This window comes from Pseudomonas sp. IT-232MI5 (assembly GCF_949767845.1).
GTDB lineage: Bacteria > Pseudomonadota > Gammaproteobacteria > Pseudomonadales > Pseudomonadaceae > Aquipseudomonas.
This window is the reverse complement of the sequence record NZ_CATKQE010000011.1, coordinates 167120-189927: the sequence shown is the minus strand read 5'-3', so window position 1 is coordinate 189927 and position 22808 is coordinate 167120. Positions and strand designations below refer to the sequence as shown.

The following is a 22808-nucleotide window of genomic DNA, read 5'->3' as shown; positions in this document are numbered from 1 at the left end:
CATGACTGAGCCACTGCTACAGCTCACCGGCATCACCCGCAGTTTCACCGCTGGCGACCGCGAATTTCTCGCGCTGAACAACATCAGCCTGACGATTAATGCCGGGGAAATGGTCGCGATCATTGGCGCCTCGGGCTCGGGCAAATCGACCCTGATGAACATCCTCGGCTGCCTTGATTACGCCACTGCCGGCAGCTACAAGATCAACGGCCAGGAAACCCGCGATCTGGACAATCAGGCCTTGGCCGAACTGCGCCGCGACTACTTCGGTTTCATCTTCCAGCGCTACCACTTGCTGCCGCATTTGAGCGCGATGCACAACGTCGAGATGCCGGCGATTTACGCCGGGACGCCGCAGCTTCAGCGCCACGCCCGCGCCCGCGAGTTGTTGGCGCGACTGGGTCTGGAAGGGCATTTGACGCATCGGCCGAGCCAGCTCTCCGGCGGTCAGCAGCAGCGGGTGAGTATCGCCCGCGCCTTGATGAACGGCGGCGAAGTGATCCTCGCCGACGAGCCGACCGGCGCACTCGACACGGCCAGCGGCAAGGAAGTCATGCGTATCCTGCTGGAGCTGCACGCGGCGGGGCATACGGTGATTCTGGTGACCCACGACCCGAAAGTCGCTGCCAACGCCGAGCGCATCATCGAAGTCAGCGACGGCGAAATCCTCAGCGACCGCACCAACGAGCGCGACACCACGCACCTGCTCAGCGAAGAACCGGTGGCACCGAAAGCGGCTGCGTCACGGCGCCTGGTCGCCAGCCTCGGGCTGTTCAAAGAAGCGTTCGCCATGGCCTGGGTGGCGTTGATTTCCCATCGCATGCGCACCTTGCTGACCATGCTCGGCATCGTCATCGGCATTACTTCCGTGGTGTCGATCTCGGCGGTCGGCGAGGGCGCGAAGAACTACGTGCTCAAGGACATCGCCGCCATCGGCAGCAACACCATTGATGTCTATCCCGGCAGCAGTTACGGCGACAAACGTGCAGCGGCCATCGAAACCCTGACGCCGGCCGATGTCACCGCGCTGAATCAGCTGTATTACGTCGACAGCGCCACGCCAATGATCGGCCGCAGCCTATTGCTGCGCTATCGTAATATCGACCTCGACGCCCAAGTCAACGGCGTCAGCGATCAGTACTTCAAAGTGCGCGGGATCAAAATGGCTGCGGGCATCCCGTTCAGCGAAAGCGATGCGCGGCGCCAGGCGCAGGTGGTGGTCATCGATCACAACACCCGCCAGCGTTTGTTCGGGCAAGACGTGGATCCGTTGGGGCAGGTGATCCTGATCGGCAACCTGCCGTGCACGGTGATCGGCGTGGCGGCGCAGGATAAAAGCCTGTTCGCCTCGGGCAAGACCCTGAATGTCTGGGTGCCTTATGAAACGGCGGCCGGGCGGGTATTGGGCCAGCGTTATCTGGACAGCATCAGCGTGCGCATGAAGGACGGCCAGCCGAGCAAAGTCGTGGAAGAACACGTCACCCAACTGCTGCTGCAACGCCACGGTACCAAGGATTTCTTCACCAACAACCTCGACAGCGTCTTGCAGACCGTGCAGAAAACCAGCCGTTCGCTGGCGTTGTTGCTGTCGCTGATTGCAGTGATTTCCCTGGTGGTCGGCGGCATCGGAGTGATGAACATCATGCTGGTATCGGTGACCGAACGCACTCGCGAGATTGGTATTCGCATGGCGGTGGGGGCGCGGCAGTCGGACATTCGTCAGCAGTTTCTGGTGGAGGCGGTGATGGTGTGTCTGTTGGGCGGAGCGATCGGGATATCCCTGTCGTATGCGATCGGGCATTTGTTTTCGGTGTTTATCAAGGAATGGGAGATGGTGTTTTCGCTGGCGTCGGTGCTGACGGCGGTGGTGTGTTCGACGTTGATCGGGATTGTGTTCGGGTTTGTGCCGGCACGGAATGCTTCGCGGCTTGATCCGATTGAAGCGTTGGCGCGGGATTAAAAGCGAACCCTCTCCCAGAGGGAGAGGGGACTGACCGCGGTGTTCTTTCGAGGTGCGCCGACCTGGAATATCGCGTCGAACTCAGGCTCGAAAACTACACAAATCTGCTCCCTTTCCCCCTCGCCCCCTTGGGGGAGAGGGCTGGGGTGAGGGGGTAGCGATCCAGAGCCGTGCACAAAACCCACCTCTGTCACGCCGCACTCGACGCCAACGCCTCCAACGGCGAATACATCCAGCGCATCAACGAATGCCGCCCACTGATGCCCAACTTGATCGCCGCCCGTTTCAGATAACTCTCCACGGTGTTGACCTTCAGCGCCAACTGCTCGGCCAGTTCCGGCGCCGTGCGGCCGGCGAGCAGGCCGACACACACTTCGGTTTCGCGGTTGGACAGGCTCAGCCCCAGTTGCTCCAGGCGTTCGTCGAAGCGCAGGCGCAAGGTTTCCGGACCGTTGCCTTCGGCGGCCTCGGGTAGGCTTTGTGGATCAGGGGTGGTCGGTTGCAGGGCGTTGATGTGTTTTTCCACCATCGGCAGCAGCACCGGGGAGATGTCCTGCAACAGGCTGCGCTCCTGCGCGGAAAAACGCTGCGACTCGCCGTTGCGGTACACCGAAATCACGTAGCGATAGCCGTCCTTGCGCCGGGTCAAGTGCAGCTGCGAAGCGTCTGCGCTGGTTGCGGCCGGCGGACTCTGTAAGTGGTGGGCCGCCGCACTGTGTTCGGAAAACACCGTTTCGGCGAGCAGGGCCGGCTCTTTCAGCGGCTCCGGCTCATTGCGACTCGATGCGCGGCCCAGCGGTTCGACACGCATCTGCCGGATGTGCGTGGCGTCCACCGCCAGTTGCGTCAGGATCAGGTCATGCAGCATGCGCGGAAAGTGCCGGCTGCCGGTGCTGGCGATGACCTTGCCGATGTGGGGGAACAAGTGTGAGTTCATATGCGTGTCATCCCTGAGAGGCGTCAATTCAAAAACGTCTGCAGCACCGTCGACGATCTCCTTGGTCGACGAAATACCGCAGACTTGGATCCTATCCTAGTACAACGTTTGAGCGACGGTTTAATGAAGGTGTTATTAGCTAATAACCGCGACTCTGCTGGGTTGAAGGTAAAAACGCCGAGGCATCGATGGCGAATTGTCCCGTTCAGGTTGACGGTGAAACGCCTTTCAGCCGATTTATCCCTTTTCGATGCGTCAGTAATCTGTACCCAACTTGAACGCAACAACAACTTCAAAAACTCAAAAGGGACGCAGACCATGACCACTCCAACCTACAACCGCCTGAACAAAGACGACGCCATCGTGCTGCTGGTCGACCACCAGACCGGCCTGATTTCTCTGGTGCAGGACTTCTCGCCCAACGAATTCAAGAACAACGTGCTGGCCCTGGCCGATCTGGCCAGGTTCTTCGAACTGCCGACCATCCTCACCACCAGTTTCGAACAAGGCCCGAACGGCCCGCTGGTGCCGGAACTGAAAGAAATGTTCCCGGATGCGCCGTACATCGCTCGCCCAGGTCAGATCAACGCCTGGGACAACGAAGACTTCGTCAAAGCGATCAAGGCTACCGGCCGTAAACAGATCATCATTGCCGGTGTAGTGACGGATGTCTGTGTAGCGTTCCCGACCTTGTCGGCGCTGGCAGAAGGGTTTGATGTGTTTGTGGTGACTGATGCGTCGGGCACCTTCAACACCACGGTGCAACAAGCCGCGTGGAGCCGCATGACGCAGGCCGGCGCACAGATGATGAACTGGTTCTCGGTGGCGTGTGAGCTGCACCGCGACTGGCGCAACGATATTGAAGGTTTGGGCAATCTGCTGTCGCAGCGGATCCCTAACTACCGCAACCTGATGAACAGCTATTCGGCGCTGACGGCTCAGCAGAAATAATCCTGCGCGACAAACGAAAGCCTGCCCTGAAAAGCAGGCTTTTGTCGTGCTCGTACGTTAAAGCTGAACAGCAGGATACGTTCAGGATTCTGCAGCGGCCTCGACCACGCCGGTTTCAGCCAGACGACCACTGCGCTGGGTTTCCGGCACCCCGATCCCGAGCAGGACAACAGCCACTGCCGCAATAGCGGCCAAAGTAAGAAACGCTGCACTGTAACCGGCCTCTTGCACCACGAATCCAGCGAGGCCGTTGCTCAGCGCCGCGCCTAGTCCGAAAGCTGTCGTCAGTGCGCCAAGGCTGATGTTGAAGTGACCGGTGCCCTGGGTGAGATCCTTGACCATGATTGGAAACAAGGCGCCGAACAGACCGGCGCCGACGCCGTCGAGCATCTGCACCGCGACCAGCCAATAGGCGTCGTCCGACAGGGTGTAGAGCACACCGCGCAACGGCAGGATCAGAAAACCGGCCAGCAGCAGCGGTTTGCGTCCCCACACATCGGCTTTCGCCCCGACCAGCAATGCCGCCGGCACCATCACCAGTTGCGCCGCGACGATGCAGGCCGAGGTCAGCGGAGTCGCCATCTGCAAATTGGTTTGCGCGAGTTTCTGGCTTACCAGCGGCAACATCGCCGCGTTGGCGAGGTGGAACAGCGCACAGCAAATGGCAAACAGCAACAGTGAGCGATTACCCAGCAACACGGATAAACCGGAAGGCTGGCGATGGCCAGCGTCGGCAGGATCGAGTCCGCGGGCCAGATCATGGTCGATGGCTGCTGGCGAAACGCAGGCGATGGCAATGACACTGGCCAGGGCCATGGCCGCCATCAGATAAAACACCGCCACCGGGCCGAACAGATACGCGAACACCCCGGCCAGCAGGGCGGCGCAGGCATTGCCGGCATGATTGAAGGTTTCGTTGCGCCCGGTTCGCCGCGTGAACGCTCGTGGCCCGGTCATGCCCAGGGTAATTGCGCAAATGGCCGGGGCGAATATCGAAGCGGCCATCGCACTCAGGGTTTGCGTCAACGCCACCCACGTGAAGGACGTCACGAACGGCAGCAGCAGGCAACTGCCGGTCACCAGCAGCGCGGCGATCGCAATCAACGCACGTTTGCGCCGGCTGTTGTCGACCCAGGCGCCGGCCGGCGTCTGGGTGATCAGTGCAGCGACCCCGGCAATGGTCATCACCAGGCCAATGCTGGCCGGCTCCCAGTGATGCACCGCCAGTAAGTAAATGGCCAGATAGGGACCGAGACCGTCGCGCACGTCGGCGAGGAAAAAATTCAGGCTGTCCAGTGACAGGTTGTTGCGGCGATCGAGGTCAGCGGCCACGGCGGTGTCTTCAATGTTAGAGGTTTGCGGATGGATTCAACCTCAGCAAGCCTAATGACCTGCGGCCGTGAATATAAGTTGCAAGCTGCTGCCGTGTCGTTGCGAAACAACGCCTAAGGCCTGAAAACGACGTTCCGTCATACGGTTGCTGCACGTTCGACGCGCTACTTGTATCCTTGCGCCGGTCGAGGACATACGACCGCTGTTATTGCCTTGAATCAGTAACGGCCGGAACCGGAAACCGGACTTTCCATTAGGTACTTTCGTGAAGCGTGATACCCACCTCGTCATTCTCTTGTTGCTGGTCATCGGCTGCTCCCTGGCGTCGCTGACCATCTGGAAAGTGCTGTCTTCGCGCGATCGCGCGCTGGAGGAAGTCAACGTGCACGGGTTGAACCTGACCCAGGCACTCGAGACCTATTCCGAAGGCATTGTCCGGCAAAGTTCGCTGCTGTTGCTCGGGCTGGTCGAGCGCCTGGAAACCGAGGGCAGTGGCCCCGCGCAGATCCAGCGCCTGAGTGCGCTGGTCAACCGCCAGCAACCGCTGATGCCACAGCTGAGCGGTATCACTATCTATGACCGCGATGGTCATTGGCTGATGTCGTCGAACCGGCCGATTCCGGTGGGTGCCAGCAGCGTTGATCGAGCCTACTTCATTCATCATCGCGACGATCCGAGCCGCGAACCCTTTATCGGGCCTCCGATCCGCAGCCGTTCCAATCAGGAATGGGTGATCACCGTCAGCCGCCGTTTCAATGATGATCGCGGCGAGTTTGCCGGGGTCGTGGCCGTGACCCTTGGCGTGGAAAACTTTCTGCGTCTGTTCGGCAAACTCGACATCGGCCAGGACGGGGCCATCGGCCTGTCCTATACCGACGGTACGTTGCTGGTGCGCTATCCCTTCCGCGAGCAGGACATGGGCCGCAACTTTTCCAAGTCGCCGATCTACGCCAAATACCTGGTCGATCAATCGGTCGGCACCGCCTCTTATACCTCCAGCCTGGATGGCGTCGAACGCCTCTACGCCTTCCGCAAAAGTGAAAAATTGCCCCTGATCACCACGGTCGCCATCGGCAAGCGTGAAGCCCTCGCGGCCTGGCGAACCGAGGCGTTGCTGTCGGCGGTGGTGGTGGCGGGGCTGTTGGGGCTTACCGGTCTGATTGGCTGGTTCTTGATTCTCGATATCCGGCGCCGGACCCAAGTGGAAGGCGAACTGCGCATCGCTCAGCAGCAATTGCTCGGCTCGAACCGACAGTTGGAGTTGTTGGCCATGAAAGATGCGCTGACCGGTTTGGCGAATCGGCGTTGCTTTGATCAGACCCTGGCCACAGAGGCGCGGCGGGCACAGCGCGACGGCTCGTCGCTGGCCTTGTTGATGATCGATATCGACTATTTCAAGCGCTTCAATGATGCGCTCGGGCACGTTGCCGGCGACGCCTGTCTGCAAGCCGTCGCCAGGGTGCTGGATGAATGTGTGCGGCGACCGTCAGACCTGGTCGCGCGCTACGGCGGCGAGGAGTTCGCGGTCATCATGCCCGCCACCGACATCGACGGTGCCGCCGTGGTAGCGCAGTTGATCATTGAGCGTTTACAGCAAGCAAACATTGCTCACCCCTCCAGTCCCGTGGCCCGCGTGAGCCTGAGCATCGGCATCGCCGCCGCGCGCGCTTCACGCCTGGACCCTGCGCACGGTTTGATCGAGTCAGCCGATCAGGCGCTGTATCAAGCGAAAACCGCGGGGCGCAACCGGTTCATGGCATCCCGAGCGCAGCGCTTACTCGACGTCGATGGACAGCAGGCCACTGACGCGTGACACCAGCGTGTCGACGACAAAGGGTTTGGTCAGTACCTGCATGCCCGGGCCGAGTTGACCGTTGCCGATCACTGAGCTTTCCGCATATCCGGTGATAAACAACGTCTTCAGTTTCGGCCTGATCTGCCTGCCTGCATCGGCCATTTGTCGGCCGTTCATGCCGCCGGGCAAGCCGACATCGGTGATGAGCAAATCGATGTGCGCGCTGGAGCGCAATACTTCCAGACCCTCAACGCTGTCGCACGCTTCGAGCAGGTTGTAGCCAAGGTCGTTCAGCACGTCTTTGAGCAGCGTGCGAACGGTGGGTTCGTCGTCGACAATCAGGATGGTCTCGCCGGCCTTGGTTTGAGGCGTTGCCAAGCTTTGCGCGTCATCGTGATTGCGCTGCGTTTCGCCGAGGTAGCGCGGCAGGTAAACGCACATGGTGGTGCCTTGACCCACGGTCGATTGCACCCGCACCTGTCCGCCAGATTGCTTGGTGAAACCGTAGATCATCGACAGCCCCAGCCCCGTGCCCTGGCCCAGCGGTTTGGTGGTGAAAAACGGGTCGAAGGCCTTGGCCATCACTTCTGCACTCATACCGGTTCCGGTGTCGGCGACAGACAGGCACAAGTATTGCCCTTCGGGCATTTCCCTTACGCGCGCCGCTTCAGCATCCAGGGTGCGATTGGCGGTTTCGACGGTGATGCTGCCGCCGTCGGGCATCGCGTCGCGAGCGTTGATGCACAGGTTGAGCAGGGCGTTTTCCAGTTGACTGGCATCGACCAGCGCCGGCCACAGGTCGGCGGCGACGACCGTCTTCAGGCGAATGCTCGGGCCAACGGTGCGCTGGATCAGTTCGGTCATGCCGGCAATCAGCGCGTTGACTTCCGTTGGCCGGGGATCGAGTGTCTGCCGCCTGGAGAAGGCCAGCAGGCGATGGGTCAGGGCCGTTGCGCGTTTGGCGGCGTCTTGTGCGATCAGCATGTATTTGTCGATGTCGCTCAGACGCCCTTGGGCGATGCGTTTGTCCATCAGCTCAAGGGATGCGCAGATACCCGCCAGCAGGTTGTTGAAGTCATGCGCCAGACCGCCGGTGAGTTGCCCGACCGCTTCCATTTTCTGTGATTGCCGCAACTTTTCTTCGGCCTGCATCAGCTCTGCGGTGCGCGCCGAGACCCGTTGTTCCAGTGTGTCATTGAGGGCCTTTAACGCAGCGGTGACCCGGTCGCGCTCGGCTTCGACATTGCGCCGGTCTTCGACATCGATGAGCACGCCGGGAAAGCGCAAAGGCGTGCCGTCTTCGGCGCACTCGACGCGGCCGTTGGCTTCAATCCAGGTGTATTTGCCATCCGCGCCGCGCACTCGGTACTGGTGCGAATAGGCCCCGCCGCGGGCTTTGACTTCGTTGATGGCGGCTATCAGTCCCTCCCGGTCGTCCGGGTGAACGGTCATTACTACTTGTTCCAGGCTCAGACCGTCGAGCCCCCAGGCGGGGTCGAGGTCGAACACCCGCGCGAAGGCTTCATCGACGCTGAAGCGATCGCTGGGCAGGTGCCAATGCCAGGTACCGATAATGGCGCCAGCGGCGAGGGCCAGTTGCACGCGTTCGACGTTCTCCCGAGCGACCGCCTCGCTGATGCGCAAACGCTCCTGCGCGTCGCGGCGCTCGGTGACATCGCTGAAGAAGATCGCGATCTGCCGATCGGCCGGGTCGCCGACGCGCACGGCACGCACATCGAACCAGCGTTCGAAGGTATTGGCGTAGTTCTCGAAGTTGGCCGGCTCGCCGGTCTTGGCCACATGGCCGTAGGTTTCGAACCAGAACTTCTCCAGGTTGGGCGCAAACTCGGTGACCCATTTGCCCCGCAGGTTGACCCCCGCCTGACGCTCGAACGCCGGGTTGGCCTCGACAAAGCAATAGTCGATCGGGTGGTCGTCGGCGTCGAATTTGACTTTGACGATGGCGAACGCGGCTTCGATGGTTTCCAGAATGGTGCTGAAACGTTCTTCGCTACGACGCAATGCAGTTTCGGCACTGCGCGAGCGGGTCAGGTCGAGCATCGCCCCGATCATGCGTTCGGCCTGGCCATCGGCATTGCGAATCAGGTGTCCGCGATCCAGCACTTCGGCGTACGAACCATCGTGGCAGAGGAAGCGGTACTCAGCGCTCCAGGTCGTCCCGGAGCCGTCAATTGCTGAGCGAATCGAGGTCGTCACGCGTGCGCGATCCTGCGTGTGAATCTGCGCAAACCGCCAGTCACACGTCGGCTCGATGGCTGCTGACGCGTAGCCATACGCCTGTTGCAGCGAGTCGTTCCAGATGACCTGATTGGTTTTCAGATCCCAGTCCCAGACGGCGTCGCAGGTCGCTTTGACGGCCAGACGCAGGCGCGTGACTTCGGACTCAAGCTCCTCGCGAGTAAGCTGTTTCAGGGTATCCACTCCTCATGCCTTTATTGTTGCTCTGCGTTTAATTGGCGTGTTTCAAGCCATCGACTTTGCAAGCTTTGTGAGCCATTGACCCGGGGTCTCATGTTTAAGTTGCACGCGAGCCAAGGGGGCACGCGTTTTCATAGCGATTCGCCGCGATCCAGTCTGTCGAGCAAGCTCTGCCCGCGCTGCCACAAGGCCTGCTGCTTTTCCGGCGGCATGCGGTCGAGGTTTTTGTACATCATGCCCATGCGCTGATTGCCGCGCAGAAGGTCGCCGTGGCGCATCAGAAAATGCCAGTACAACGCGTTGAACGGGCACGCGTTGTCAGCCGTGGTTTCGCGCACCGAGTAGGCACAGTCGCGACAGTAGTCGGACATCCGGTTGATGTACTGGCCGCTGGCGCAATAAGGCTTGGAGCCGAGGTAACCGCCATCGGCGTGCATGACCATGCCGAGGGTGTTGGGCAGCTCGACCCAGTCGAACGCGTCCATGTAAATGGCCAGATACCATTCACAGATCTGGCTCGGCGCGATACCGGCGAGCAGGGCGAAATTGCCTGTCACCATCAGGCGCTGAATGTGATGGGCGTAGGCGTGTTTGAGGCTTTGGCCGATGGCCTGGCGCATGCAGTTCATCTGCGTTGCGCCGGTCCAGTAAAACTCTGGCAAGCGCCGCGTATTACCGAAGGCATTGCCCTCGGCGTACTCCGGCATGTGCAGCCAGTAAACGCCACGGACGTATTCGCGCCAGCCGATCAGTTGGCGAATGAAACCTTCGGCGGAGTTCAGGGCAATGCTGCCGGACCAGTAGGCAGACTCCACATCACTGCAGACTTGACGCAGATCGAGCAAGCCAATGTTCAGTGCAGCGCTGATACGCGCATGGAACAGAAACGGTTCGTCGCGGGCCATTGCGTCCTGATAATCGCCGAAGCCCGCCAGACCATAGTCGAGAAAGTAGGCCCACAATGCCTGGGCGTCGGCGTGCGTCACCGGATAGTTGAAATCGTCCAGGCTGCCGTAGTGACTGGCGAAGCGATCCTTGACCAGTGCGAGGACATCGAGGGTGATTGCATCGTTGGTAAAACCCGTCGGGTAGGGCGCCTTGACGGTTTTGGGCAGGGCTTTGCGATTGTCGGCATCAAAGTTCCACGCGCCGCCGACGGGCGTGCCATCGCCATTGAGCAACAGGCGACTTTTGCGGCGCATCTCGCGGTAGAAAAATTCCATGCGCAGTTGCTTTTTGTCTGCGGCCCACGCGCGGAATTCGTCGCGGCTGCACAGGAAACGGTTGTCGGCATGCCAGTGGATCGGCAAGCCACAATCCTTCAGTGATTGCTCCAGACGCCAGTCGCCGCATTCGGTCAGGTGCAATTCGTTGGCCTGCAGTAGTGTCTGCCAGCGCTTTAATTCGCCGGGCACCGAGCCGCTGTTTTGCGGGTCGTCGAGGGTCACGTAATGCACACGGATGCCCTGATCTTTCAGGGCTTTAGCGAAGTGACGCATGGCGCTGAAGATCAGCGCGATCTTCTGCGGATGATGGGCAACATGGGTGGCTTCCTCCATGACCTCGACCAGCAGCACACGATCCTGTTCGCGATCCAGACCTGCCAATGAAGCCAGATCAAACGATAACTGGTCACCCAGAACGAGGCACAGCCGATGGGTTTTGTTCATTTCACGGATTCAGCGTAATGAGCAGCAAGCTGCCGAGTGGACGTTTAAACTCAAGTCCAGATAGTTGTACAGATTGTAGTCTGTGTATAGGTTTTTGTGCGGTGAATATTCACATCCCCCCTGTAGGAGCGAGCCTGCTCGTGAAGGCGTCGTCACATTCAACATTGTGAGTGACTGACACGCCGCTTTCGCGAGCAGGCTCGCTCCCACAAGGGCTTGCACTCCGACTCGGATAAACGCTCCCGATATTTCGCGAGCGTTTACTGTGTCTTGAAAGGCTTAGGCGGGATAAACGGGGTAATCCACATAGCCCTCGGCGCTGCCGCCATACACCGTCGCCGGGTTCAACGCATTCAACGGCCAGTCATTGGCAATCCGCGCAGGCAGATCGGGGTTGGCCATGAACGGGCGGCCAAAAGCGACCAAGTCTGCCAGCCCGGAATCGAGCAGTTGCGCGCCGGATTCTGCGGTGTAGCGCCCGGCATAAATGATCGCGCCGCTGAAGGTGTCGCGTACGGCCTGACGAAACGTGAGGGGCATCGCCGGCGCGTTGTCCCAGTCGGCTTCGGCGATGGACAGATAGGCGATGCCCACGTCCTGCAGCACTTTGATCGCTTCGATGTAGGTGGTGTGCGGATCCTCTTCGACCATGCCCAAATAGGTCCGCGCTTCATCGGTGGTGGTGAACAGCGGCGCAAACCGCACGCCGACTTTTTCCTTGCCGATGCACTCGGCGACACCGGCGACCACTTCCTTGAGAAAGCGCAGACGATTTTGCAACGAACCACCGTACTGATCGTTGCGCAAATTGCTGTGGGCGGAGATGAACTGGTTCACCAGATACCCGTTGGCGCAGTGCAATTCGATGCCGTCGAAACCGGCGTCCATGGCGTTGCGTGCGGCCTGGATGTACAGCTGAACCAACTCCTGAACTTCATCGGTGCTCAGCGCACGAGGTGCCGACGGCGGAACCAGTTCACCGGCACCGGGCGCAGTTTCGATAAACACGCTGACCCGATCGGTAGCCACGGCAGAGGCAGAAACCGGCGCCGCGCCGTCGGGCTGCAGTGCGGTGTGGGAGACGCGGCCGACGTGCCACAACTGGGCGAAAATCACCCCGTCCACGGCATGCACCGCCTCGGTGACTTTGCGCCAACCGGCGATTTGCTCAGGCGTATGAATGCCCGGCGTCCACGCATAACCCTGGCCACGGGGTTCGATCTGCGTGCCTTCGGTGACCAGCAGACCGGCGCCGGCACGTTGTTGGTAATACTCGGCCATCAACTCATTGGCGATGTTGCCCGGTTGGGTGCTGCGCTGACGGGTGAGGGGTGGCAGGACGATACGGTTTTTCAGGGTGTGGTTGCCGAGTTTGGCGGGTGTGAAGAACGTGCTGCTATTCATGGATTACCTTGTCTTGGCGTTTATTAGACCAGTCGACTATTGATTGGGTGAAAAAATAACGCCGAGCAAGACGCACTCGGCGTTAGGAAGGTTGGAAGCGAAGTTTTAGCCCAGCATCTTCAGCAGTTTTTCAGCGACAGCGGCGGAGCTGGCTGGATTCTGGCCGGTGACCAATTGCCCGTCGGCGACCACATGAACCTGCCAGTCAGCGACTTTCGAATAATGGCCGCCGAGGCGCTGGAACTCGTCCTCGATCAGGAACGGCACCACGTCCGTCAGGCCAACGGCCGCTTCTTCGGCATTGGTGAAACCGGTGACCTGGCGGTGCTGCACCAGCGGTTTGCCGTCAGCGGTGAGGGCGTGACGCAACACACCCGGTGCATGGCAGACAAAACCGTGGGGTTTGTTGGCGCGGTCGAAGGCTTCGATCAATGCGATCGACTGCTTGTCTTCGGCCAGGTCCCACAGTGGGCCGTGGCCGCCGGGGTAAAACACCGCATCGAAATCATCTGCGCTGACGTCGGCCAAGCGACCGGTGTTGGCGAGTGCCTGTTGCGCGGCAGAGTCTTTGCGGAAGCGATCGGTCTCGGCCGTCTGGGCATCAGGCTCATCGCTTTTCGGGTCCAGCGGCGGCTGGCCACCGGCCGGTGAGACCAGCGTGACGTCGGCGCCGGCGTCCTTGAAGGCGTAGTAGGGCGCGGCGAACTCTTCCAGCCAGAAACCGGTTTTCTTGCCGGTGTCGCCGAGTTGATCGTGGGAAGTCAAAACCATCAGGATTTTCATAGAGCACCTTGAGTCGATCAGGTGTCTTCGATTGAGCGAAGGATTCGCACATCGGCCACACCGGTCAGAAAACGTTTGTCGGGGCGCAGCATAGATTCCAATTAGACCAGTCGTCTAGTAATTTTTTATCCTGCAGTTTTTCATCGACAGGTGTGGCAAACTTCCGTTCCTCCCAATATACGACTGGTCTATTGCCTGGTAACTTGCGCCCCATGAAAGCGACCTACGACGACACCCGCCAACACTTGCTCGACACCGGCCACCGGATGATGGCCGAGAAGGGCTTCACCAGTGTCGGCCTCAACGAAATCCTGCAAACCGCCGGTGTGCCCAAGGGTTCGTTCTATCACTACTTCAAATCCAAAGAGTTGTACGGCCAGGCGTTGCTCGCGGATTATTTCGTCGGCTACCTCGCCGACATGGAACGCCGCCTGACGCTGCCGGGGCTGAGCGCCCATGAGCGGCTGATGGATTACTGGCAGGGCTGGCAGAACCGCTGCACCCTCGAAGGGCATGGCGATGAGTGTCTGGTAGTCAAGCTCAGCGCCGAAGTCGCCGACCTGTCGGAGTCGATGCGCCTGACCTTGCGCGATGGCGCCGAGCAAGTGGTGGCTCGCATTGCCCTGTGCATCGAGCAGGGCCAGGCTGAAAAATGCCTGCCCCAGGGCGATGCCCGGCATCTGGCGGAAACCTTGTATCAGTTGTGGTTGGGCGCCAGTTTGCTGAACAAATTGCAGCGTACCGGGCAGTCGTTGCAGACCTCGATGGCGATGACCCGACAACTGCTGGCGGTATGAGCGGTGGGGCCGTTGTGGGCCAGGTTACATGACTCAACACACCTCGCCCTGACTGTTGCAGGGCCGCACATCCTCGGCACGCCATTGTTTGATCAAGCGCCGGCGGTCAGGCGCGTAGTGTTCGACAAGCACCTGCACCGTCGCAAGGTCAGCCATATCGATCACGCGAAACCGGCTGTCGCCTTCGCACCACGCCGCGATGCAGCGCTTGCCTTCGATAAAGCCCAACATGATCGGCCAGATGATGTGTTCGGCGGCCTCCGCATGTTCGAGCGCTAGCGCGATGCGCAGCTTGTTCTGCTCGCGCAGCGCCCGACGAATCTCGCTGAGGTCGATGGTTGTGCCGGGCTTGTGCGGCTTGGCCACGTAAAAGGTTTCGTCTTCGAAGATCGGCCGCATCTGCGCGGGCAGCACGGCACTGATTTTCGCCAGGGCATTGTTGACGGCGCCCGCGAGTTGGCTGTCGGTCTGCCGGCTGACCCATTGCGCACCGATGACCAAGGCCTGTATTTCCTCGGCGCTGAACGATAAAGGCGGCAGGACAAAACCGGGCTTGAGCACATACCCAAGGCCCGGCTCGCCGTCGATCTCGGCCCCCATGCCTTGCAGCGTGACGATGTCGCGGCGAATCGTGCGCAACGACACGCCCAATTCAGCCGCCAAGGCTTTGCCGGACACCGTACGACGATGGCGCCGCAGCGCTTGCATCAGCTCAAACAGACGATGACTTCTGGCCATTAACGCTCCATGGCGACGACACCTTTGCCGCCGAGTTTGCGGCCCTGTTCGAGCTCGCGGATCAGTTGTATGGCGCCGTCCAGCGGCACCACTTCTCCTAGCCGAATCTTCAAGCGTGCCTCACTGGCGGCACTGGCCAGTGTTTCGAGGATTTCGTGTCGCGGTGTGCCGATGACCAGTTTCAGTCGCCGATCAATCAAGCCACGCAGGAACTTACACGGACCCGGATTGAGATCAAGCAAACAGCCGCCCGGACGCAGCAATCCGATACCGGTCGAGACCGTCATCGTCGCGGCTGTGTCATACACCACATCGAAGCGCGCCGGCAGCCTCTTCAGGTCCGTTAACCGGTAGTCGTAGACGGTCGATACCCCCTGCGCCTGTGCCCGGGCAACGTCCGACGCGCTGCAACTGCCCGATACCGTGGCCCCCGACATCAGGGCGATCTGCACCGCCGCTTCGCCGACTGCCCCCGCGCAACCATTGATGAAAACCTGCTGACCGGCTTGCAGTCTGGCCTTGTCTATCAACCCGTTCCACGCGGTAATGCCCGGTGTGCCGAGGCACGCCGCATCGGCGAAGGAAAGAGTATCCGGTTTGCTCGCCAGAAAGTCCTCCCTGGTCACGACGGCTTCGCCCAATGCGCCACTTTCTTTGAAGCGGGATAGCCCGAAAACCGCGTCGCCGACCCGGAAGCGGCTGACGCTCGCCCCAACCGCAAGAACCACGCCGGAGAAATCCATGCCCATCGCGCGCGGAAATGTTCTGCCGGTGATGAGCTTCATCCGGCCCTGGCGCAACTTCCAGTCGATGGGGTTGATCGCTGCACATTTGACCTGCACGAGCACTTCATCCTTGCCGGGTGCCGGCAACGGGAATGCTTCAATGTGCATCACCTCCGGACCGCCGTAGCGTGAGTACTGAATACGTTTATAGCTCGCTGACATGTCGGGTTCGCCTTCCGAGAGTGGACATGACGCCGACTCTATAACGGGGCAGTGCCAGTTTTTGGCACCATTCGCTTTCTATCGAGAAGACGGATTGATGAACGGTGTTCATGACTTCATGAAGCTCAGCGCCGATAGTCGCAGGATCCTCGTCGGTTTAACGTAGCGGCTGATTATCCCGCCAGCAGGCGCTTAGCGATGGCAGCACGCCCGGTTCGAAACGTCACCCATTCCCGCCGACTTCTGTTGACGGCCATCGCACTGTTGCTGACAGCCTGTGCTTCAACTGAAAAAGGTTCGACCTCCATGAAACGTTCACCCGCAATGACCTCCGATGCCGCGGCTGCCGTATCCCCGGCACTGGCTCATAACACCGATGCCATGTTGTTTGGCGAAGTATGGAAGCGCCCCGGATTGTCACCCCGTGACCGCAGTCTGGTAACCGTTGCAGTGTTGATCGCACGCGGACAAACCGCCGAGATGGCCGCGCAATTCAACCTCGCACTGGACAACGGTGTCACACCGCTGGAACTGTCCGAAACGCTCAATCACCTGGCGTTTTATTCCGGCTGGGGCAATGCGGCAGCGGCGCTGCCTATCGCCGGCGAGGTGTTCACCGCGCGCAACATCGGTGCTGAGCAACTGGCGCCGGTTGCGCCGTCGTTGTTGCCGCTGGACCAGGCTCGCGAAGCTGACCGCGTGGAGCGCGTGAATGCGGCGGTGGGATCAGTGGCGCCGGGGCTGGTCGAGTTCACCACCGAAGCGCTGTTCCGCGATCTGTGGTTGCGGCCAGGTCTGGCGCCTCGCGATCGCAGCCTGATCACGGTCAGTTCGTTGGTGGCCAACGGGCAGACCGGCCAGGTCGGCTATCACCTGGGTCGGGCGATGGACAACGGTTTGAGCCAGACCGAAGCGGCGGAAATGATTACCCAACTGGCTTTCTATGCCGGATGGCCGAATGCGTTTTCCGCCGTGCCGGTGTTCAAGGAAGTGTTCAGCCAGCGCGCGCCGGGCTGACTGAACAGGGCGTCAAATCTGCTCCGGCAAGTGCGTGATAAGTTTGTCCAGCGTGATCGGATAATCGCGCACGCGCACGCCGGTGGCGTTGTAAATCGCATTGGCGATGGCCGCTGCGGCGCCACTGATGCCCAACTCGCCGACGCCTTTGGCCTTGAGCGGCGTGGCGTAGGGATCAACCTCATCGAGGAAAATCACCTGCTGATGGGGAATATCGGCGTGCACCGGTACTTCGTAACCGGCGAGGTCATGGTTGACGAAAAAACCAAGGCGCTTGTCGACCTGCAGTTCTTCCATCAGTGCGGCCCCGGCGCCCATGGTCATGCCGCCGATGATTTGGCTGCGCGCGGTCTTCGGATTGAGAATCCGCCCCGCTGCGCAGACCGCCAATTGGCGGCGCAGACGAATCTCGCCGGTCGCCGCGTTGACCGCGACTTCGGCGAAATGTGCGCCAAAGGTCTGCTGGGCAAAGCGCTGGGCCAGATCGCCGAATTCCATGCGGTCTTCGCCAACGAGATCGCCTGCGGCCGCCGCGTGAGCCAAAGGAAAATGCCGCGTACCATCGTGCACCTCGCCGTGGGCAAATTCGGCCGTTTGCGGATCAAGTCCGACGGCGCGGGCAGCGGCTTCGCGCAACTTGACGCAAGCGGCATAGACCCCGGCGGTTGACGACGCCGCCCCCCATTGCCCGCCCGATCCCGACGACTCCGGAAAGCGCGAGTCGCCAAGGTGCACTTCGACCCGGTCCAGTTCCACACCCATCATCTCGGCGGCGGTCTGCGCAATGATCGTGTAGCTGCCGGTGCCGATATCAGTCATGTCGGTTTCGACAGTGATTGTGCCGTGCCGATCAAGACGCACACGGGCCGCCGATGCGGTGGTTGGCGCGCCACGTATGGCAGACGCCAGACCGATGCCGATCAGCCAGCCATTCTCCAGACGTTGGCCGGCGCTTGCGTTGCGCTGGTGCCAGCCGAATTGCTCGGCACCGGTTTGTAAACACTCGACGAGTTGCCGTGTGGAAAACGGTCGTGATGGCTGTTCGGGGTCGACCTGGGTGTCGTTGAGCAGGCGCAACTGCAGTGGGTCGATAGCCAGTTTTTCCGCCAGTTCATCCATGGCAATTTCCAGCGCCATCATTCCCGGTGCTTCCCCCGGCGCGCGCATGGCCGAACCTTCAGCCAGGTCCAGCACGGCAAGATTCAAGCGGGTCATGCGGTTGGCGCCAGCGTAGAGCAAACGCGTCGAGGCCGTCGCGGCTTCGGCCCGGCCCCCGGGCAGGTTGCCTGACCAACTCTCATGGCCGATGGCAGCGATCAAACCCTCGCGGCTGGCACCGATGCGAATGCGCTGAAGCGTCGCGGGGCGATGGGTCAAATTGTTGAACATCAGCGGACGTGGCAGCGCGACTTTCACCGGGCGCCCGGCGTGGCGTGCCGCCAGCGACGCCAGCACCGCGTCACACAGGATCGTGCCTTTGCCGCCGAAACCGCCGCCGATGTAGGGCGATATCAAACGAATATCTTCTTTGCGCATGCCGAGTGTCTTGGCCAGATCGCGCACGCCCCAGTTGATCTGCTGTATCGACGTCCACAACGTCAGCGAATTGCCGTTCCACTGGGCGATGGTGGCGTGGGGTTCCATCATCGCGTGCGCCTGATCCGGCGTGCTGTAGTGCTGGTCGATCTGGATCGGTGCGGCGTTGAAGGCGCCTTCGAAATCTCCGATCTGCGTCTGCGGCGGTGGGCCGAAACCGGCGGGTGGGGGTGGGGTCGCCGAATCCTTGGCGGCAGCCAGATCGAACGCGCCGGGTTCGGCCACATAGCTGATCTCGAGCAGATTGGCAGCCGCGCGGGCCTCTTCAAATGTCTGCGCGACGACAATCGCGACGGCTTGGTGATAGTGGTCCACCTGCGGGCCGGCCAAGGCGCGCGCGACATAGAACTCGCCCTTGGCCAAAGGCCCGGCATTCTCGTAGGTGACGATCGCGATCACCCCGGAACTGTTGCTTGCCTGCGTCGAGTCGATCGAGGCAATTCGCCCCTTGCCGATCCCGGCGCCGACCACATAGCCATAGGCGGGGTTGGGCACTGCGGCATGTTGTTCATACGCGTAGGGCGCGGTCCCGGTGGTTTTCAACTTGCCATCGATGCGGTCGGCGGGCTGGCCGATGACGTTCAATTGATCGATCGGATTAGTGCCGGCCGGTGTGTCGAATTTCATCGCTGAGTTCCTCTTCAGGCGGGCTGGCGGACAACACCGGGCGCCTCAGCGCCAGTGTTTGCAGGCCATATCGCCTACGAGCCTAGGCCATTGAACCGCATCTGATAATGCGCCTTGCCAGGATGGAGTCATGAGTTCGGCTCATGAATCCTGACCAACATGACAAATAAGAATAAGTTTCAATTACACGATCTCTGGTATACCATCCGCGCCGCTGTTCTGGCGGTTTTACCCTTCGTTCTGGCCTATTCGTAAGGTTTTCATTTCATGCGTCGTACTCTGCTTTCAATTTGCGTGCTGCAGGCGTTGTCTTCTTCCTCGTGGGCCGAACAGGCCGATTCAACATCCTCAGCGCTAGAGCTGGAGGCGACCGACGTGGTCGGTACAGCGGATTACGAACGGGCCGACGGCCCGGTGCAGGGTTATCGCGCTACACGTTCCGCCAGTGCCACGCGCACCGACACCTCAATCCATGAAACTCCGCAATCGATCAGCGTAGTGACCAAGGATGCGGTCGAAGACCTCGGCGCCACGCGTCTGCAAGACGCACTGGATTACGCCGGCGGCGTTGGCCGGGCAAACAATTTCGGCGGGCAGGGATTGACCACATTCACCGTGCGCGGCTTCACCACCGGCGAGTTCTACCGCAACGGTTTCCCGATCAATCGCGGCTACCCGAACATGCCCGATGCCAACACCATCGAGCGTCTGGAAGTGCTGCGCGGGCCGGCGACGATGCTCTACGGCCGTGGCGATCCTGGCGGCACCTTCAACGTCGTTTCCAAGCAGCCGTTGGCCGAGCGCACAGTCACCTTGGGCAGTCAGTTGAATGATCAAGGCATGAAGCGCGGCACGCTGGACGCCTCCGGCCCACTGGACGAAGAGGGGCGCCTAGCCTATCGATTGAACGTGGTGGGCGAGGGCGGCGATACCTTTCGCGATCACGTCGAGACCGAGCGCTACGGCGTCACGCCAGTGCTGACCTGGCAGGCCAGCGATACCACGCGAGTGATTTTCGAGGGTGATTTCATGCGCAATAATCATCCACTGGATCGCGGCGTGACGCGTTACGCCAAACAGATCGGCACCGCCTCGCGCGACACGTTTTTCGGCGAGAAAGACGCCGGCAAATTGCACAACGACAACAACATGGCGCAGCTGCGATTCGAACATCTGCTCAATGATGACTGGACGCTGGGCGGTGGTTTTCAGTGGCTCGACGGCTCGCTTGAGGGCAATGCGATCGAAGCCAACGGCATTGCTGATGACGGTCGAACCCTGGGGCGCAATTTCAACTACCGCAAGCTGGAATGGACCGACAAGGACACCCAGCTCAATCTGACCGGGCATTTCAGTACCGGCGGCTTGCAGCACACCTTGCTGACCGGCATCGAATACGAAGATTACGACTACAAGTCGATCATTCAGCGCTCCAGCGGCGCGGTCGGCGCCTACCCGATCGACATCTTCGATCCGGTTTACGGTCAGCCGCGCCCGGCATTGACCCGCACCCCGACCCACGACAAGGAAAACCTCAAGACCTACGCGGCGTTCGTCCAGGATCAGGTGGCGTTGACCGAGCGTCTGAAGGTGCTGGCCGGGGCGCGTTTTGAGCGTTTCGAACACGACTATGAAACCTACGTACCAGGCGGTAAAAACTGGCAGGCCAGCGACAACGCGGTGACCCCGCGCCTCGGCGTCACCTACGATCTGACTGAGACGCTGGCGGTCTATGCCGACACCGCGCGCTCGTTCAAGCCCAATACCGGCGCGAGCCGCGTGGGCGGAGGCTTTGCACCGGAGAAAGGCAAGTCCTACGAAATGGGCGTCAAGTGGGAAGCGCTGGATCATCAGTTGAGCGTCGACGCGGCGATCTATCAGATCGAAAAGCGCAACGTGCTGACTACCGACCCGGTGGACTCGACCTTCAGTGTGGCGGCCGGGGAAGTACGCAGCCGTGGTTTCGACCTGAATGTCGCCGGCAACCTGACTCCTGAATGGCGCGTCATCGGCGGCTACGCCTACGTGGATGCCGAAGTGACCAAAGACAATGTGATCCGTTCGGGCACGCGACTGATGAACATTCCGCAAACTAGCTTCAGCCTGCTCAACGTCTACGAATTTCAGGACGGCACGCTTAAAGGTCTGGGCCTGGGTACCGGACTCAAGTACGTCGACGAACGCGCCGGGCAAACCGCCAATACTGCGTTCTCGATGGACAGCTACACCGTTGTCGATTTGCTCGGCTTTTATAAGGTCAACGAGAAGGTGCGGCTCAATCTTGACGTGAAGAATCTGTTTGACCGGGATTATGAAGAGGGCGCGTTTGGTAATGTCTACGCCTATCCGGGCGCGCCGCGAACGGTGCAGGTTGGGATTTCCTACACCTTGTAAGCCGAGCTCGACGCTGCAACGGCTGCCCCTCACCCCAGCCCTCTCCCTGTATGTACCGGAGACATGGTGGACACATGTTCGGAGACATAGTGGACGGTTTTAGATCTTCTTACCTGCCGTAACGGTCTGCAAGTTCAAGTCGATTCGGGCGATACGATGTCTACTCCAGTAGACATCGTGGATGCCGTCCTCCGTCGTTTCCCGGATAGCTACTGACCTCCCGTGAAAAGCCTTTCCGACTGTGTATTCACGGTTCCCCCAGTAGATCTCTCCTTTCACCTGAACCTTCCTGACCACATCCCCATCGTCGTACTCAGGTGCCGCTGGTTGCTCCTGGTATTCCCGTGGGCTGCTGCTGTAGCGAGTAGCAGGAACCTGCATGTCCAGCGCTTGATGCGGGCGCTTCTGGTTGTAGATATCACGCCAGATATCAAACGCCCGTTGTGCATCGTCCAGATCGATGAAGAGTTGGCCTTGCAGGACTTCCCTTTTCAGACTGCGGTGGAAGCGCTCCAGCTTTCCCTGGGTTTGCGGGTGATAAGGTCGGGAGTGGCCGACCTTGATGCCCTGGCTCATCAGCCAGACCTCCAGCGCGGTATAAACGCCGGTCTGGTCACCCCATGGCGAACCGTTGTCCATCGTCATGCGCAGAGGCAGACCGTAGCGCCGAAAGGCCCGCATTAGTTGCTCCTGGACGGTTCGGCGCTGCTCATTGGCGCACGCAGCGATGCACAGTGAGAACCGTGAGTGATCGTCCAGTATCGTCAGCGGATGGCAACGTCCGTGTTTCAGGCTGATATGGCCTTTGAAGTCGATCTGCCAAAGATCGTTGGGCGCCTCGTGCTCGAACCGGATAAACGGTTTGACCTCGGCAGCCTTTGGATCAACGCGCGAATGACGCTGTAAAACCGCATGCACGGTGCTGACAGAGGGCATCACTTTGCCGTCGTCTTCCAACACGCGCTTGAGCTTGCGAGCGCCCCAAGCGGCGTACTCCTGACTCACGGTCAAAATCTGCTGCTCAACCTCATCAGCGCAGCGTTTGGGTGACGTCTTCGGTCGTCGAGACTGATCGATCAACCCTTGAGCACCGAGGTTTTCAAACCTGTTGAGCCATTTGTAGGCAGTGCTTGGGCTGATATTGAATCGACGGCAAAGCTGCCGAACATTGGCCCCTTCTTGCCGAGCCAACAGCACGAATTCTGAACGAAGCTGCACGGTGGACACCTCTTCCCAAGACACAGGCCATCTCCTTCGCGATGAGCAATGTGTCTATTAAAATGTGTCCACCATGTCTCCGGTACATACACTCCCTGAGGGAGAGGGGGCCGACCGAGGTGTCTGGCGTTATACATCGACCTGAAACATTGCGTCGATTATGGATTCATCGGTAATGCCAGACGGTGATGGATTCACAGGCG

General features: G+C 60.3%; 16 protein-coding genes. 6 read left to right on the top strand and 10 right to left on the bottom strand.

All coding sequences use genetic code 11. The features are described 5' to 3' along the window. Nucleotide 1: 1 nt before the first annotated feature. Nucleotides 2–1960, top strand: a complete 1959-nt coding sequence (locus ACM6JQ_RS09795) for a MacB family efflux pump subunit (RefSeq protein ID WP_414893674.1) — start codon at nt 2–4, stop codon at nt 1958–1960. 190 nt (nt 1961–2150) lie between these two features. Here ACM6JQ_RS09795 and ACM6JQ_RS09790 read toward each other — a convergent pair whose 3' ends face one another. Further along, a complete protein-coding gene (locus tag ACM6JQ_RS09790) occupies nt 2151–2897 on the bottom strand; it encodes a response regulator transcription factor (protein WP_095111869.1) in 747 nt (248 codons plus the stop codon). A 318-nt stretch (nt 2898–3215) separates the two neighbouring features. Between ACM6JQ_RS09790 and ycaC the strand changes: the two genes are divergently transcribed. Beyond that, nucleotides 3216–3848, top strand: a complete 633-nt coding sequence (gene ycaC / locus ACM6JQ_RS09785; protein WP_064390431.1) for an isochorismate family cysteine hydrolase YcaC — start codon at nt 3216–3218, stop codon at nt 3846–3848. An 81-nt stretch (nt 3849–3929) separates the two neighbouring features. Here ycaC and ACM6JQ_RS09780 read toward each other — a convergent pair whose 3' ends face one another. Continuing rightward, complete coding sequence (locus tag ACM6JQ_RS09780) at nt 3930–5180, bottom strand: MFS transporter (RefSeq protein ID WP_414893673.1); 1251 nt, start codon at nt 5178–5180, stop codon at nt 3930–3932. Nucleotides 5181–5445: 265 nt separating this feature from the next. Here ACM6JQ_RS09780 and ACM6JQ_RS09775 point away from each other — a divergent pair, with 265 nt between their 5' ends. Beyond that, nucleotides 5446–6993 carry a sensor domain-containing diguanylate cyclase gene (locus ACM6JQ_RS09775; RefSeq protein WP_095111871.1) on the top strand — a complete coding sequence of 516 codons (1548 nt, stop codon included), beginning with the start codon at nt 5446–5448 and terminating at the stop codon, nt 6991–6993. Here ACM6JQ_RS09775 and ACM6JQ_RS09770 read toward each other — a convergent pair. From ACM6JQ_RS09770 to ACM6JQ_RS09755, 4 genes are all read right to left on the bottom strand, one after another. Beyond that, on the bottom strand, nt 6955–9417 hold the full coding sequence (locus ACM6JQ_RS09770) for a PAS domain-containing protein (RefSeq protein ID WP_414893672.1): 2463 nt from the start codon (nt 9415–9417) through the stop codon (nt 6955–6957). The two genes, ACM6JQ_RS09775 and ACM6JQ_RS09770, sit on opposite strands and share 39 nt — an antisense overlap. Before the next feature lie 128 nt (nt 9418–9545). Beyond that, nucleotides 9546–11084 (bottom strand): cryptochrome/photolyase family protein, encoded by a 1539-nt coding sequence (locus tag ACM6JQ_RS09765; protein ID WP_414893671.1) that lies wholly within the window; start codon nt 11082–11084, stop codon nt 9546–9548. Between the two features lie 279 nt (nt 11085–11363). Next, on the bottom strand, nt 11364–12488 hold the full coding sequence (locus tag ACM6JQ_RS09760) for an alkene reductase (protein WP_414893670.1): 1125 nt from the start codon (nt 12486–12488) through the stop codon (nt 11364–11366). 105 nt (nt 12489–12593) lie between these two features. Then, nucleotides 12594–13271, bottom strand: a complete 678-nt coding sequence (locus ACM6JQ_RS09755; protein ID WP_123376759.1) for a type 1 glutamine amidotransferase domain-containing protein — start codon at nt 13269–13271, stop codon at nt 12594–12596. Nucleotides 13272–13483: 212 nt separating this feature from the next. On the opposite strand from ACM6JQ_RS09755, the gene ACM6JQ_RS09750 reads away from it, so the two are divergent. Continuing rightward, nucleotides 13484–14068, top strand: a complete 585-nt coding sequence (locus ACM6JQ_RS09750) for a TetR/AcrR family transcriptional regulator (RefSeq protein WP_414893669.1) — start codon at nt 13484–13486, stop codon at nt 14066–14068. A 33-nt stretch (nt 14069–14101) separates the two neighbouring features. On the opposite strand, the gene ACM6JQ_RS09745 is transcribed toward ACM6JQ_RS09750, so the two are convergent. Next, the gene (locus ACM6JQ_RS09745) at nt 14102–14806 is read right to left on the bottom strand and encodes a helix-turn-helix transcriptional regulator (protein ID WP_102899148.1); all 705 of its coding nucleotides are present in this window, start codon (nt 14804–14806) and stop codon (nt 14102–14104) included. After that, nucleotides 14806–15753: an NAD(P)-dependent alcohol dehydrogenase gene (locus ACM6JQ_RS09740; RefSeq protein WP_414893668.1), complete on the bottom strand. Its 948-nt coding sequence runs from the start codon at nt 15751–15753 to the stop codon at nt 14806–14808. Before ACM6JQ_RS09740 ends, ACM6JQ_RS09745 begins: the two co-directional genes overlap by 1 nt. Before the next feature lie 306 nt (nt 15754–16059). On the opposite strand from ACM6JQ_RS09740, the gene ACM6JQ_RS09735 reads away from it, so the two are divergent. Beyond that, nucleotides 16060–16770 carry a carboxymuconolactone decarboxylase family protein gene (locus tag ACM6JQ_RS09735; protein ID WP_414893667.1) on the top strand — a complete coding sequence of 237 codons (711 nt, stop codon included), beginning with the start codon at nt 16060–16062 and terminating at the stop codon, nt 16768–16770. Between the two features lie 12 nt (nt 16771–16782). On the opposite strand, the gene paoC is transcribed toward ACM6JQ_RS09735, so the two are convergent. Then, nucleotides 16783–18993, bottom strand: coding sequence for an aldehyde oxidoreductase molybdenum-binding subunit PaoC (paoC, locus tag ACM6JQ_RS09730; RefSeq protein ID WP_414893666.1), 2211 nt, complete (start codon nt 18991–18993; stop codon nt 16783–16785). Between the two features lie 267 nt (nt 18994–19260). Between paoC and ACM6JQ_RS09725 the strand changes: the two genes are divergently transcribed. Further along, nucleotides 19261–21387, top strand: a complete 2127-nt coding sequence (locus tag ACM6JQ_RS09725; protein WP_414893664.1) for a TonB-dependent siderophore receptor — start codon at nt 19261–19263, stop codon at nt 21385–21387. A 99-nt stretch (nt 21388–21486) separates the two neighbouring features. Here ACM6JQ_RS09725 and ACM6JQ_RS09720 read toward each other — a convergent pair whose 3' ends face one another. Further along, nucleotides 21487–22629 carry an IS481 family transposase gene (locus ACM6JQ_RS09720; protein WP_095114548.1) on the bottom strand — a complete coding sequence of 381 codons (1143 nt, stop codon included), beginning with the start codon at nt 22627–22629 and terminating at the stop codon, nt 21487–21489. Nucleotides 22630–22808 lie beyond the last annotated feature (179 nt).